The organism is Micromonospora sp. CCTCC AA 2012012, from assembly GCF_040499845.1.
Lineage (GTDB): Bacteria > Actinomycetota > Actinomycetes > Mycobacteriales > Micromonosporaceae > Micromonospora > Micromonospora mangrovi.
The window spans coordinates 146,072-160,032 of sequence record NZ_CP159342.1; the positions used below are offsets into that span (position 1 = coordinate 146,072).

Consider the following 13,961-nt stretch of genomic DNA (forward strand, 5'->3'; position numbering starts at 1 on the left):
CGCCCCGACGGGTGGTTTCCGCCCGGGACGCCCCCCTCGCCCGGCAGGATGGTCGATGTCGACTTAGACTCCCGCTGCGTCGATTGGTGCGTCGATTTCTCAGAGGTGGGTGGAGATGGCCGGAGGACGGGGCCGCTGGACCGCCACGCTGATCGCGGTGGCGATCGTGCTGGGCTGGCTGATCGTGGGCGGGATCGCGGGGCCCTACTCGGGGAAGCTGGGCGACGTCGCGACCAACGACAACGCCTCCTTCCTGCCCACCGACGCCGAGGCCACCCGGGCGCAGAACCTCTCCGCCGGCTTCGTGACGAAGGAGACCACCCCCGCCCTCGTCGTCTACGAGCGCCGCTCCGGCATCACCCCCGCCGACCAGCAGCGGGTGCAGGCCGACGTCGCCCGGTTCGCGCAACTGCCCGGGGTGGTCACCCCGCTGCCACCGCCGATCGTCAGCCAGGACCGGCAGGCCGTCCAGGTCGTCGTCCCGATCGACAGCGCCGAGGGCGAACAGATCCGGCAGGTCGTCGACCAGCTCCGCCAGGTCGCCGGCACCGACCGCGACGGCCTGACCGTGGACGTCGCCGGACCGGCCGGCCTCCTCGCCGACCTGATCGAGGTCTTCACCGCGATCGACGGCCCGCTGCTGCTGGTCACCCTCGTGGTGGTGCTGATCATTCTGCTGATCGTCTACCGCAGCCCGGTGCTCTGGGTCTTTCCGCTGCTCGCCGCCGGGATGTCGTACTCGCTGGCGTCGGTGTTCGTCTACTTCCTGGCCAAGAACGACGTGATCAAGCTCAACGGGCAGGCACAGGGCATCCTCACCGTGCTGGTCTTCGGCGCGGGCACCGACTACGCGCTGCTGCTGATCTCCCGCTACCGGGAGGAACTGCACCGGCACGAACGCCCCTGGGACGCCATGCGTACCGCCTGGAAGGGCGCCGCCCCGGCGATCTTCGCCTCCGGCGTGACCGTCATCGTCAGCCTGCTCTGCCTGCTGCTGTCCAGCCTCAACTCCAACCGGGCGCTCGGCCCGGTCGCCGCCGTCGGCATCGGCGCCACGCTGCTGGTGATGCTCACCTTCCTGCCCGCCCTGCTGGTCCTCGGCGGACGGTGGGCGTTCTGGCCGCGTCGCCCCCGGCACGACGAGGCCGACCCGCAGACCGAGCACGGCATCTGGAGCCGGATCGCCGGTTTCGTCGCCCGCCGGGCCCGGACGGTCTGGCTGGTCACCGCCCTCGGGCTGGCCGCCCTCGCGGTCGGCGTCACCCAGCTCGGCGCCACCACCCTCGGCCAGTCCGACCTCTTCACCAACCGCACCGACTCGGTGGCCGGCCAGGAGGCGATCGCCCGGCACTACCCGGCCGGCACCGGCAGCCCGGCCACCATCTTCACCACCGCGCAGACCGCCCAGCAGGTGGCCCAGGTGGCCCAGGGGGTGCGCGGCGTCTCCTCCGTCCGGCCGCTCACCGAGCAGGGCCAGGCCGGTCCGCCCGACCCGAACGCGCCCCCCAAGGTCGTCGACGGCCGGGTGCAGATCCAGGCCACCCTCACCGACCCGCCCGACAGCAACGGCGCCGAACGGACCATCCGCGACCTGCGCGAGGCCGTCCACCGGGTGCCCGGGTCCGACTCGGTGGTCGGCGGCTTCACCGCGATCAACGTGGACACCGCCGACGCCTCCACCCGGGACCGCAACGTCATCATCCCGGTGGTGCTGCTGGTCATCGCGGTCATCCTGGCCCTGCTGCTGCGCGCCCTGCTCGCGCCGCTGCTGCTCATCGGCACCGTGGTGCTGTCGTTCCTGGCCACGCTCGGCCTCTGCGCGCTGATCTTCAAGTACCTGCTGGACTTCCCCGGCGTCGACCAGTCGTTCCCGCTCTTCGCATTCGTCTTCCTGGTCGCCCTCGGCATCGACTACAACATCTTCCTGATGAGCCGGGTCCGGGAGGAGTCGGTGCGACGCGGCACCCGCGCCGGCGTGCTCGCCGGGCTCGCCGTCACCGGTGGGGTGATCACCTCCGCCGGCATCGTGCTCGCCGCGACCTTCTCCGCGCTCGCCGTACTGCCGTTGGTGGTGCTGGTGGAGCTGGGGGTGGCGGTCGCCGTCGGGGTGCTGCTCGACACCATCATCGTCCGGTCGCTCCTGGTGCCCGCCCTCGCGTACGACATCGGGCCGAAGGTGTGGTGGCCCAGCCGGCTGTCCCGGGCGAACCGCGACGGGGACCGGACCGGCGCGGAGGCCGACCGTGCTCGCTGAGACCGACGTGGTGATCGTCGGCGGCGGCCTGGCCGGGCTCGCCGCCGCCCGCCGGCTGCACCGGGCCGGCGTGCCGTGGCGGCTGCTGGAGGCCGGCGACCGGCTCGGCGGCCGGGTCGCCACCGACGAGGTCGACGGCTATCTGCTGGACCGGGGATTCCAGGTGCTCAACACCGCCTACCCCCGGCTCGGCAGCCTGCTCGACCTGGACACCCTCGACCTCGGCTGGTTCACCTCCGGCGTGCTGGTCCGCCGCGGTGACCGGCTCGACCGGCTGGTCAACCCGCTGCGCGAACCGACCGGCGCGCCCCGCACCGCCGCCGCCCGGGTCGGCTCGCTGGCCGACCGGCTGCGCTTCGCCGCGCTCGCCACCGGCTGCGCCACCCTCCCCGTCGGTCGGCTGCTCGACGCGAAGGAGACCACCAGTGAGGCCGCGCTGCGCCGGGCCGGCCTCTCCGACGCCATCATCGAGGAGCTGTTGCGGCCGTTCCTCTCCGGCGTCTTCATCGACCGCGAGCTGGAGACCTCCAGCCACGTGCTGGCGATGGTGCTGCGCTCCTTCGCCCGGGGCCGGATCGGCCTGCCCGCGCGGGGCATGGCCGCGCTGCCGGCGGCCGTCGCCGCGCCGCTGCCCGCCGACCTGATCGACCTGGACACCCCGGTCGCCGAGGTCGCGCCCCGCCGGGTCCGCACCCAGGCCGGTGACATCGCCTGCCGGGCCGTCGTGGTCGCCGTCGACCCGCCGGCGGCGGCCGGGCTGCTGCCCCAGCTCTCCCGGGTACGCATGCACAGCTACACCACCTGGTACCACGCCACCGACACCCCGCCGCTGGACGAGCCGATCCTGCTCGTCGACGGCGACCGGCGGGAACTCGTCGCCAACACGGTCGTGATCAGCAACGCCGCGCCGACGTACGCGCCGGCCGGGCGGCACCTGGTGGCCACCTCCGCGGTCGGCCCGCAGGCCCCGCCCGAGCCGGCGATCCGCCGCGAACTGGAGCGCCTGTACGGTCGGTCCACCGCCGACTGGACCCACCTCACCACCGTGACGATCCCGGACGCGCTCCCCGCCGCCCCGCCGCCGCAGGGCCGGCTGCGCAAACCGGTCACGCTCGGTGACGGGCTCTTCGTCGCCGGTGACCACCGCGACAGCCCGTCGATCCAGGGAGCTCTCGCCAGCGGCTGGCGCACCGCCGGAGCCGTACTGGCGGAGCTTCGCCGCAGCTGACGGGGGCCGCGTCCCGGCTGGACGGGGGAACCGCGGGTCTCAGTTGATCACCTATGATCGCCGCCATGCCCGCACCCCTCCCGGCGATCGACTTCGACCCGGCCGCCGCGTTCCCCGAGGTCCACGACATGCGCGCGGCGCTCACCGCGCGCGACTGGCCCCGGGTACGGCAGCTGCTCGATTCCCGTGACTGGGCCGGCCGGTCGCTCCTGGCCGACGTCGCCGACGACATCGAGGGAGTCGGCGACTTCCTCCGGGAGGTGCTGGCCCACCGCCCCGGCGACACCGTCGCCGCCACCATGCTCGCCGGGCACCTGGTCGCCGAGGGCTGGAAGATCCGTACCAGCCTGCATGCCGAACACGTCAGCCGCGAGCAGTTCGACCAGCTCCACGAGCACCTGCGGCAGGCCGAACAGATCCTCATCGACGTCTGCGCCCGCGAACCCGGCAACGTGCTGGCCTGGCAGGAGCGGCTGACCACCGCCCGGGGCCTGCAACTGGGGCAGGCCGAGGCCCGCCGCCGCTACGACCGGCTGGCCCGGTACGCGCCGCACCACCTGCGCGCGCAGTCCGGCCTGCTCCAGCAGCTCTGCCCCAAGTGGAGCGGCAGCTGGGACGCCGTCTTCGCCTTCGCCCGGGAACGCATGCTGGCCGCCCCCGAGGGCGCGCAGAACGCCGTCCTGCTCGCCGAAGCGCACTTCGAGCGCTACTACGCCTTCGACACCGACGGGGAGCGGGCCGCGTACGTCCGCGACCCGCAGGTCGTCCAGGACATCTGGACCGCCGCACAGCGTTCGGTGCTGCACCCACACTTCCGGCACGAGCCCGGCTGGGTCTCCACCCGCTCCGTCTTCGCCCTCTGGTTCGGGCTGCTGGACCAGTGGGCCGCCGCCGCCGCCCAGTTCGCCGCCCTGGGGCACCTGGGCAGCGAATACCCGTGGAACTACTTCGGCGGCACCGGCATGCTCGACAAGTTCCGCACCGAGGCGTACGCGAAGGGTGGCCCCCGATGATCCGCCAGCTCGACGTGGACGGGGTGCCCACGCTGCTCGCCCCCACCGCCGGACCGCTGCGGGCCGGGCTGACCTTCCGGGTCGGCACCGCCGACGAGACCCTGGCCCGCAGCGGCGTCACCCACCTGCTGGAACACCTCGCGCTCGCCCCGCTCGGGCTGGCCGACCACCACTTCAACGGCGCCACCGCGCCCACCTTCACCTCCTTCTACATGCAGGGCTCCGAGGAGGACATCGCCGGCTTCCTCAACACCGTCTGCCGCACCATCCACGACCTGCCGATGGCCCGGCTGGAGGTGGAGAAGGAGATCCTGCGGACCGAGTGGTCCGGCCGGGGCAACCCGACGATCGGCGACATCCCGCTGTGGCGGCACGGCGCCCGCGACCACGGGCTGTCCAGCTATGCCGAGTTCGGGCTCAACGCGCTCACCGAGCAGGACCTGCGCTGGTGGGCGGCGCAGTGGTTCACCCGGGAGAACGCGGCGCTCTGGATCGCCGGCGACCGGGTGCCGGCCGGACTGCGCCTGGCGCTGCCCAGCGGCGTACGCCGGCCCGTGCCGGCCGCGTCGTCGGCGCTGCCGCGCACCCCCGCGTACTTCGTGAACGGCTCGCGGGCCGTGGTGCTGGACGCCGTCGTGCGGCGCCGGACCGCGGCGAGCGTCTACGCCGGGGTGCTGGAGCGCGAGCTCTATCGCACGCTGCGCCAGGAGGACGGCGTCTCCTACGCCATCAACACCGGCTACCAGCCGCGCGGCGACGGCCACGCCACACTCCGCGCCCTCGCCGACGCGCTGCCCGAGAAGCAGGACGCCCTGCTCGGCGGTTTCGTCGACGTGCTGGCCAAGCTGCGCGTCGGCCGGATCGAGCAGGCCGACCTGGACGCCGCGGTGGCCAAGCGGGAGGACGGCCTCGCCTCCGCCGAGGTGGACGCCGACCGGCTGCCCGGGTGCGCGCTGAACCTGCTCACCGGCGAGCCGAACCTGACCGTCGACCAGCTGCGTGCCGAGCTGAAGGCCGTCACCCTCGCCGACCTGCACGAGGTCAACCAGGAGGTCACCGCCAGCGCGCTGCTCATGGTCCCCGAGGGGCACAGCGCCGACTGGGCCGGCTTCGTCGAGGCACCCACCCGGTCCACCCATGCCGTCACCGGCACCGCCTACCGGGAACGCGAGGGCAACGCCGAGATCCGCGTCGGCGTCGACGGGGTCAGCTTCGTCGGCCCCGGCGGCCCGCTCACCGTCCGGTACGCCGAGTGCGCCGCCGTGCTCGCCTGGCCCGACGGCGCCCGCCGGCTGATCGGCGACGACGCGATCTCCGTGCACATCGAGCCGACCCTCTTCGACCTGCACCCCGGCGCCATCGGCGTCATCGACCAGCAGATCCCCGCCGACCGCCGGGTGCCCATGCCGGCCCGCCCGGCCGAGAGGATCCCCCAGCCGTACGCGGGCGGCAACCGCCCCCGGCCGGCGCAGGGCGCCGCACCGGTGAAGCGCGCCGGCTGGGAGATCCCGCTGATGGTGGTCAGTGGCCTCGCCACCCTCGGCATGGGTGGCATCAGCCTGCTGCTGACCCTCGGCATGCTGCTCGCCGAGGAGTCCGACCCGGACGACGGCTGGCTGTGGGGCATGGTCGTGGTCGGCTGGCTGCTCACTGTTATCCTCGCGTTGCCCATCGTGCTGTTGCGGCGGCGGAGGCGCTGAGGATCGGTCGTTTCGTGCCGGCCGGTGTCGGCCGTTCCGTGCTGGCCGGTGATCCACCGGGCGGGTTACGATCCGGCGCGGTAGCGGGGCGGTAGCTCAGCGGGTTAGAGCAGGGGACTCATAATCCCTCGGTCGCGGGTTCGAGTCCCGCCCGCCCCACCAGCCGTTCTACCTGGTCAGACATGCTGCTGACGACCCGGGCGCACCGCGTCGAGGTCGGGCCCGACGCCCTCGGTCCGCACTGAGTCCGCAGCAGCACGACCCGCCGCCCTCAGAGATCCGCTGATCCCCAGGGAGCAGCACAGCACGTAGCCTTGCGGAATGGCTGAGGACTGCCTGATCTGTCAGAAGCACCGCGGCGAAGGCGCCCTTGTCGGTCCGCGCGTGTGGGAAGGCCGAGAAGTGATTGTCACTCATCGGCCGGTCGCCAGGGACAGCTTGACCTTCCTGGGCTATCTCTTCGTGGAAACCCGACGGCACGCCGCATCCCTCGATGCCCTAACCGAGTCCGAGGCGATGGCCGTAGCCCGGGCGGTGTGGGTCGGTGCACGAGCGCTTCGGAGTGAGCTGGGTCCGGAGTTCGTCTTCTCCGCGATCGCCGGCCGCCAGGTGGCGCATTTCCATCAGCACCTGTTCGTCCGCTATCCCGGCACGCCCCTCCGCCATGGATGGATGGAGGTGGACGACTGGGCAGGAGCACCTCGTGGGGATGCTGCCCGCGTGACTGCCCTGTGCGCGCGTCTTCAGGAGTACTTCCAGCGCCGTGGGAGCCACGCGTGGGAGTCACCGGAGCGAACTGGACCGGACGGGACGGGACCGATCGAGTTGCCGAGCGTTTGAGGACCAGGACCAGGCGGACGGCACCGGACGGCCTTCTTCCATCCCGAGGCTGCCGCCACCGACGACCGCTCTGGAGCTGATGTTCGAGGCGTTCCCGCAACCCGACAGCGGCTGGGAGCGCGTCGTGCTCTGCCGGTGGAACGGGAACATCAAGAAGGGTTGAACAGCCGCCAGTTCCCCTCGGAGACGACCTCAACTGCGCCGTCGACCACCTTGATGGCCGTGTCATCGTCAATCGCATAGGTCGGGACCGGAATTCCGGACGCCCACTTCTCAATGTTGGCCGCGGTGGCGTCCTCCATGCCCTCGCAGTCGAGGTGCGGATACAGCGTGAAATCCAGCAGTCCCAGCGCCCGGTCGGCTCCGGCCGCCATATCGCTGCCGACGGGCACGAAATCCAGGTCGAACTCCGCGTCGCAGTTGTAGGGGGTCACCGCGATGCTCCCGGCGCTCATTCCCACGTAGACCGAGCTGTCCAGCGACGGCAGGAGATCCGCCAGGCCGGACTCACGCATCCAGTAGGTCAGATACAGCACGTCACCGCCCCAGACGAGCAGAGCGTCGGCCTCTCGGACCGCCGGGACCCAGTTCTCCTCTCGGATGGTCGGCAGCGCGGTGAGTTCCAGCACTCCCAGGGATTTCCAGCCCAGGTCACACATCGGATGCGGTGCCTTACCGGAAATCGCCTGCCAGGCCCGGCCGGCGCCGCCGGGGAAGGGGTACACACCGGTCGGGATGACGAGGGCGCTGGATTCGGCAATCGATTTGCCCAGCAGGTCGACGAGTGCGGCGGAAATGCTCGGGTTCCTGATGCCTGCGGACGTGAGAAGAAACTTCATCAAGACCTCTTCCGGGTGCCGCCGTATGACTTGGAGTCGCCAGACGGCGCCCCGAGCAGATCCGCGGCGCCCACCGGCTCCCTGACCCGGCTCTGAGCCGTGGGCGCTGACGCGAGTCAATCAGGCCGTATTCGGACACCGCCCATCCTTCAACGCCGACACCGAAGCCGTCAACGGTGAGGACGAGACGGCCGTCCGCTCCCCACCGCGCCAGGGCCGGCGTCAGCATGCACGTTCAGGACGAGGAACACACCACGTCCGATGAGTCGGCTCCCACCCATGACTGTCCGGCTGTCGCTACTCCTCCAGCGGCCACACCTCGACCACGCCCTGGGCGACGGCGCAGGGCGTACGCGACACGATGTCGACCGCCTCGGCCAGCGTCGCCGCCTCGATGACGGCGAACCCGGCCACCGGCAGAGTGGACGACAGGAAGGGCCCCTCCTCGGTGCTGACCCCGGCCGCGTCGTGGTTCCGCACCTGCACGGGCCGGCCGGCGCGCCCCATCTCCACCCCCTCGCGGCGCAGTCGGGCGTCATGCTCGTGGGCCGCGTCCCGCACCCCCGCCTCGGTACGCTCGTAGCCGGCCTGGTCGCCGTACCCGATGGTCACGAACTTCGGCACTGCGTTCTCCTGACGTCGGCGTCCTCGACGGACATTGCACCCATCATCGCCGCCCGGGTCCTCAAGTGGACGACTTCCGCAGCTGGCGCAACCGCAGGAGCGCGATCCCGGCGCCCACCGCGGCACCGGCCGTCGCCGCGCCGACCGTGACGGCCACCGACCAGTCCCAGCGGAAGCGGAACGCGGTGCACCACCACACGATGAAGGACCTGGCGAACCACGCCGCCGCCGCTCCCATCAGCGCGGCGAACGCCACGTCCACCACGGCCCACCGGCGGTGGTAGGGCGCGCCACGCAGCCAGCGCACCACGGCCCACGGCAGGGTGAGGGCGACCGCTGCCAGCAGGAAGATCGTCGGGGCCTGCAGCCGACCGGTCAGCGGCACCTTGTACCCGAGGCTCTGGATGGCGGCCAGCGCCATCAGCACCGAGCCGAGTGCGACCGTCTGGAACAGGGTGAGGTTAGCCTTCCGTTCCTCCAGCCTGGTGCTCACGGTGCTCGTCGCCAGGCGACCGAGTTCGGCCGCCTTGAGTTGCGCCGCCGACAGGTATCTCTCCTCGGCCCTGAGCTGGTCCAGGGTCCAGTCGGCGGTCTCGTGGTCGGTGGGGGAGACCTGGTCGACGATGGCGTCCAGGTTGCGTCGGATGATCTCCACCGTGCCGGTCATCGCGCGCACGTCGCTGAGCTGTTCGATCAGTCCCTTCTGTCGCGTGCCGAGGTCGGCCAGCTTCCGGTTGGCCTCCAGGATCCGCTCCAGCGGCACGTCCGCGCCGTGGAGCATCGCGTCGAGCCGGTCGCAGAGTCGGCCGACGTCCTGGACGGTCCCGCGCAGGCGGGGAAGGTCCCGGCGGAGCACCGCCCTGTGGTAGCGGAGTTTCCCGGCCTGGATCAGATACCGGGTGAACGGGGGCAGTCCGGGCGAGGAACTCGTCCACAGCCATTCGTCGAGGATCTGCTCGTCGTCCGCCCCGGCGACGGCGAGCAGCCGTCGGGAGGCCGGGGTGCCCGGGTCCCGCGGCAGCTCCCACACGGTCATCCCCTCGGTGGGATGCCAGCAGGACCGCGGCGGGCCGCCCGGTCCGAGGTCGGGCGGGCCACCGGCGAGCCGACGGCACGACTCCGCCGGCGGCTCGGACGGGCGGCTGCGTACGGAGCGGCGCGGGCTCAGACCGGAGTGGACGAGGACCGTGTCGATGAGATCGGTCCGGTCCAGGTGCCCCAGCTCGGCCAGCCACCCGTGGTCGAAGTCGGCCCACGACGTCCGCTCGCGCCGGGTGGCGTCCACCGTGCTGACCCCGATCACGCCGCGTACCCGGTAGACGAGCAGTTCCCGTGACCCGTCGACGGTGGGTTTCGCCGCGGCACCGAGGACGGTGAGGGTGTCCTGGCCGTCGTCCGCGGCGGGCAGCACCAGCTCGGTCGGCCAACTGCCCATCCTGTCCCGGTATCCGGCGGCCCTCATCCGGGCCCAGATGTCGTCGAGCGCCCGGCGGGCGGGCGAATCCGTCGGCCCGAGCACCCGGGCGGCCGGCAGGAAGGCATGGACGACCAGGGCGGGGTGGCGCAGGAGCACCGTCACCGCCCGCCCTGGTCCGACCCGAGGCCCGACGGGTCGCCGTCCGGCGCGGAGCCGAGGCGCGCGATCAGGAGATCGGCCACCTCGCGGGTCTCCTCGTCGGCCTGCTGCGCCGACGGGTCGTCCATCATGGTGTTCGCCCGGCCGCTCAACCGGCGACGGTCCAGCAGGTGCTCCAGGCGGATCATCGCGACCTCGACGTCGCCGTCCCCGCCGTCGAGAGCGGCGGAGAGGTCGACGAGGATCCGTCGGGCCGCCGACCAGTGCTCGCGGGTGAGGCGGGCGGCGGTCAGCTGCCGCACCAGGGCGGCGATCTCCTCCGGTCGCTCGGTCACCGGGCGTACCCCCTCACAGGTAGAGACTCAGCGGCAGGTGTTCGACCAGCAGGTCGGGGTCGTGGATCCGTTCCGCCAGGGAGCGGTAGCGCCGGTGCAGCACCTCCACCACGTCGAAGACGCCGCCCTCGATGACGGCCGTCCGGCTGGCCGCCAGGAGTTCCCGCACCGTGCGCACCATGGCCCCGTCCTGGACGCTCCACAGCGGTACGCCGACCGCGCCCGCGCCGGTGGCGATCAGGGAGCGCAGGAACCCGACCACGTCACCGCCGGTGGTCTGCGCTCCCTGCCCGGCGAGACAGGCGCCGAGGATGGTGAGCTTGTTGCGCGGCAGGCGCAGCCGGAGCGCCAGGTCGTACTGCGTCAGGTAGTTGCCGCGCAGCTCCAGATAGGGGCCCAGCTCGGCGAACTGGGGGTGGTAGGAGCCGTGGCCGGCGTAGACGAAGAACTCGGGCCGGGTCCCGGCGATCTCCGAGATCCCGTGCATGTCCGCCGCGAAGTGCCGCTCGACCCGGTCGAGCTGGGCCGGTCGGTCGCCGGCGATCACCATGCGCTCCGCCGGCCACCCGGTGCCCAACAGCTCGCTGCCGGAGACACCCCGGCCGCCGGCCATCGCGGCGTCGTCGGCGACCACGATCGCGGCCAGATCGTCGTCGGCACTGACCGGCTGGCGCTTGAGCAGGCTCCGGCCGCGGCCGACGAACGCCGTGGCACTGACCGACTGCGACACGGGCAACCGGGCGGCGAGCGGCATCGGCGCGCCGGGCTCCCAGGCGACGTGGATCGGCACCGCGAAGAGGTCGTCCGTCGGGATGACCACCAGGTGCGCCGGCTCGCCCGATGCCGTGACGAGGGGCCACACCGGCGCCAGGACCAGTCGCCAGATCTCCTCGCACTCGGACCTCGACGGCGCGGTGGCGGTCGGTAGCCGCTCCGCCAGGCGACGCAGCTCGTCGTAGGGGAGGCCGGTCACGCAGCGCATCTCGCCGGCCAGGAAGACGAACGCGCCCAGGAACTCGGGGCGGGCGGAGCCGTAGGCGAAGTACCGCACCACGCAGGTGTCGGGATTGTTGACGGTGTACATCCGTACCCGGTGGGCGATCTCGGGGTCCTGGGGCGCGGCCTCGAGGGGCTGATGCAGGAACGCCTCCTCGAACTCGGTCTCGCGGCGGGCCAGTTCCGGCCGGAGGGCCGCCTCGACGTCCTCGCCGGACCGCCGGACCCCGTTCCGCCGGACCACCGCCCGACGTCCCCGGACGGGTGGCCCGTCGGGCTCGTCGGCCGTCTCGTCGGTGGCCTGGGCGGGCACGATCCGCGGCGCGGCGGCCGCGCTGGACGGCGGCAACGGCAGCTGCGGCAGCGCGGCCGTCGAGAGCATGTCCAGCAGTTCGCGCGCCGACGAGCTCTCCACCAGGCCGAACGCCTCCTCGGCGCGGTCCGCCGTCACCTGCTCCGCGCCGGGACGACCGATCCGGTCGGCGATCCGTTCCAGGTAGCTCGGCCGGATCGCCTTCGCGTACGCCCGCTTGTAGGCCGGCATGGCCACCGCCCGGCGCACCGACTCGGCCATGGTGAACCGTTTCCGCGCCACGTCCTCGGCCAGGCTCCGGTGCTCGTCGGCGCTGATCCTGCCGCGCAGGCCGGCCACCAGCCGGGCGTACTCGTCGACGGTGAACGTGGCGACGTGGATGTCGGTGCCGATGCCGCCGACGGCGTTCGAGTCGGCCACCAGTTCGTCGAGCAGCTGCTGGAGTTCCCGAGCCCCTTCACCGTTCCCCTTGAGGATGGCCAGGTGCTGCCGGGCGATCAGCCGACCGCGCGGGTAGCGGCCCTTCGCCAACTCCTGGAACAGCGGCTCGGCCCGGTCCCGGTCGAGCAGCGCCTGGTGGTTGAGCGACTGGGAGATGCGGAAGTGGTCACCCAGCGCGTACGAGACGCGGATCGACTCCGCGGAGACCCGCAGCGATTCGGCGGCGTCCTCCCCGGTGTGGTCGCGCCCGGCCCGGTCCTTGAGCGCGATGGCCAGGTTGTGCAGGACGCTGGAGTAACCCCGGAGGTATTCGCGGTGTCGGGGGATGGCGTCGGGGGCGATCTCACCGATGGCGACGCCGTGGGCCGGCGCCTCGTCGAGGATCCGCCGGCGTTCCGCGCCCAGCTCCTCGATCAGGGTGCTGACGTCCGGCCGGGCGCCCTGGCGGGACTCCTCGTAGCGGGCCCGGCTGACGTTGCTGTGCAGATCCGGAAGGCACCACCACAGCCGGTGCCGCTCGGCCACCTCGATCGCGGTCTCGAACGTCATCCGGGCCCGCGAGTAGCTGCCGAGCCGGTAGCGGATCTTGCCGGTGGCGTCGTGCCACCGGGCGGTCGCGTACGGCACGAACGGGTCGTCCACCGGGCTGGTCGACACCGCCTCCCGGAGGCGCTCCGCGTCCCCCTGCGAGGCGTCGATCATCCGCAGCGCGGCCCAGTGGTCGTAGACCATGTCCGAGCGCACGATGTCGCACCAGTGCGCGCCGACCCGCCGGGCCACGGCGTGCGGATCGTCGCCGGGGACGGGCCGGAACACGTCGACCATGCGGAGGATCCCGATCGCGTACTCGTGCCGCAGCGGCACGTCGAAGTCCACGTCGTAGCGCAGGATGAGGTCGTCCACGTCGAATTGATTGGCGAAATCCCTGATGCGATCGCTGTACATCGTCACCTCGGGCAGGTGGATGATGGGCTTCGGTGACCATGATATCGACGGAGTGTGTCTGAATTCGGCCCGCTCGGTCCACTGTGGTCGAACGGGTGGACTCGCCCGGTCGAGGAGGGGGTCGGTATGGACGAGCGGACCAGGCGGTCGCGCTACCAGGACGTACGGGAGGGCCTGCCGGAGCTCTTCGTCAACCCGCCCGGCGCGCCGGTCGAGATCCTCCTCGACCCGTCCGACGTGGCGGCCGCGGAGCGGTCCGCCGCCGACGACCTGGCCCGGGTCGGCCTGCCGGCCTCCTGGGGGGAGACCGGCGTGGTCTACATGGACCCGTTCGTGATGGTCCTGCGTGACGCGGTCCGTACCCCGCTCGGTGCGCTCGGCACCTACAGCCGGACCGTCAACGCCGGGAACGCGCCGGGTGTGGTCGTCCTGCCGTGCTACCGGGGGAGCGTCGTGCTCCTGCGCCACTTCCGGCACAGCACCCGCAGCTGGCACCTGGAGGTGCCGCGCGGCTTCGGCACGCCGGGCGGGAACGCGGCGGACGACGCCCGCCGCGAGCTGCTGGAGGAGATCGGTGTACCGGCCGCGAGGATCGAGCCGTTGGGGCTCATGTTCCCGGACACCGGCCAGTCCGCGACCGAGGTCCACCTCTTCCACGCCGAGATCGACGACGAGCCGCGGATCGGCGATCCGGCGGAGGGGATCGACGAGGTCCGACTCGTCACCGCGGCGGAGCTGGCCGCACTCATCCGGGACGGAGCGATCACCGACGGCTTCACGATGGCCGCCTTCACCCGGGCGCTGCTGCGCGGGGTGCTGCGGGGCATCGACCTTTCGGCGTAGTCCGAGAGGTCGGC

11 protein-coding genes and 1 tRNA gene are annotated in these 13,961 nt (G+C 72.3%); 7 read left to right on the plus strand and 5 right to left on the minus strand.

Features of this window, described 5'->3' with window-relative positions; translation table 11 throughout:
* Window positions 1-115 precede the first annotated feature (115 nt).
* The 6 genes from ABUL08_RS00730 (at window position 116) to ABUL08_RS00755 (ending at window position 7,035) form a co-directional block, all read left to right on the plus strand.
* Window positions 116-2,254, plus strand: a complete 2,139-nt coding sequence (locus tag ABUL08_RS00730) for an MMPL family transporter (RefSeq protein WP_350933669.1) — start codon at window positions 116-118, stop codon at window positions 2,252-2,254.
* On the plus strand, window positions 2,244-3,482 hold the full coding sequence (locus ABUL08_RS00735) for an FAD-dependent oxidoreductase (RefSeq protein WP_350933670.1): 1,239 nt from the start codon (window positions 2,244-2,246) through the stop codon (window positions 3,480-3,482). Before ABUL08_RS00730 ends, ABUL08_RS00735 begins: the two co-directional genes overlap by 11 nt.
* Window positions 3,483-3,547: 65 nt before the next feature.
* Window positions 3,548-4,495, plus strand: a complete 948-nt coding sequence (locus ABUL08_RS00740; RefSeq protein WP_350933671.1) for a hypothetical protein — start codon at window positions 3,548-3,550, stop codon at window positions 4,493-4,495.
* Complete coding sequence (locus tag ABUL08_RS00745; protein WP_350933672.1) at window positions 4,492-6,195, plus strand: M16 family metallopeptidase; 1,704 nt, start codon at window positions 4,492-4,494, stop codon at window positions 6,193-6,195. The genes ABUL08_RS00740 and ABUL08_RS00745 overlap by 4 nt, the downstream gene beginning before the upstream one ends.
* A gap of 85 nt (window positions 6,196-6,280) precedes the next feature.
* Window positions 6,281-6,357 (plus strand) — tRNA-Ile (locus tag ABUL08_RS00750).
* A gap of 159 nt (window positions 6,358-6,516) precedes the next feature.
* Window positions 6,517-7,035, plus strand: a complete 519-nt coding sequence (locus ABUL08_RS00755; protein ID WP_350933673.1) for an HIT family protein — start codon at window positions 6,517-6,519, stop codon at window positions 7,033-7,035.
* A gap of 149 nt (window positions 7,036-7,184) precedes the next feature.
* On the opposite strand, the gene ABUL08_RS00760 is transcribed toward ABUL08_RS00755, so the two are convergent.
* The 5 genes from ABUL08_RS00760 to ABUL08_RS00780 all read right to left on the minus strand — a co-directional run bounded on the left by ABUL08_RS00760 (window position 7,185) and on the right by ABUL08_RS00780 (window position 13,062).
* Window positions 7,185-7,874, minus strand: coding sequence for a Type 1 glutamine amidotransferase-like domain-containing protein (locus ABUL08_RS00760; protein WP_350933674.1), 690 nt, complete (start codon window positions 7,872-7,874; stop codon window positions 7,185-7,187).
* Window positions 7,875-8,171: 297 nt separating this feature from the next.
* Entirely contained in the window at window positions 8,172-8,498 is a 327-nt protein-coding gene (locus tag ABUL08_RS00765; RefSeq protein WP_350933675.1) for a YciI family protein, read from the minus strand.
* 61 nt (window positions 8,499-8,559) lie between these two features.
* Entirely contained in the window at window positions 8,560-10,077 is a 1,518-nt protein-coding gene (locus ABUL08_RS00770) for a CATRA conflict system CASPASE/TPR repeat-associated protein (protein WP_350933676.1), read from the minus strand.
* Window positions 10,074-10,409: a hypothetical protein gene (locus tag ABUL08_RS00775; RefSeq protein ID WP_350933677.1), complete on the minus strand. Its 336-nt coding sequence runs from the start codon at window positions 10,407-10,409 to the stop codon at window positions 10,074-10,076. Before ABUL08_RS00775 ends, ABUL08_RS00770 begins: the two co-directional genes overlap by 4 nt.
* 13 nt (window positions 10,410-10,422) lie before the next feature.
* Complete coding sequence (locus tag ABUL08_RS00780; protein ID WP_350933678.1) at window positions 10,423-13,062, minus strand: CHAT domain-containing protein; 2,640 nt, start codon at window positions 13,060-13,062, stop codon at window positions 10,423-10,425.
* Window positions 13,063-13,230: 168 nt separating this feature from the next.
* Here ABUL08_RS00780 and ABUL08_RS00785 point away from each other — a divergent pair, with 168 nt between their 5' ends.
* The gene (locus ABUL08_RS00785; RefSeq protein WP_350933679.1) at window positions 13,231-13,947 is read left to right on the plus strand and encodes an NUDIX hydrolase; all 717 of its coding nucleotides are present in this window, start codon (window positions 13,231-13,233) and stop codon (window positions 13,945-13,947) included.
* Window positions 13,948-13,961 lie beyond the last annotated feature (14 nt).

Excerpts from the sequence above, each read along its gene's own strand:
- ABUL08_RS00785 (WP_350933679.1), top strand. The coding sequence starts at position 13,231 with ATGGACGAGCGGACCAGGCGGTCGCGCTACCAGGACGTACGGGAGGGC.
- ABUL08_RS00740 (WP_350933671.1), top strand. The coding sequence starts at position 3,548 with ATGCCCGCACCCCTCCCGGCGATCGACTTCGACCCGGCCGCCGCGTTC.
- ABUL08_RS00745 (WP_350933672.1), top strand. The coding sequence starts at position 4,492 with ATGATCCGCCAGCTCGACGTGGACGGGGTGCCCACGCTGCTCGCCCCC.
- ABUL08_RS00730 (WP_350933669.1), top strand. The coding sequence starts at position 116 with ATGGCCGGAGGACGGGGCCGCTGGACCGCCACGCTGATCGCGGTGGCG.
- ABUL08_RS00760 (WP_350933674.1), bottom strand. The coding sequence starts at position 7,874 with ATGAAGTTTCTTCTCACGTCCGCAGGCATCAGGAACCCGAGCATTTCC.
- ABUL08_RS00755 (WP_350933673.1), top strand. The coding sequence starts at position 6,517 with ATGGCTGAGGACTGCCTGATCTGTCAGAAGCACCGCGGCGAAGGCGCC.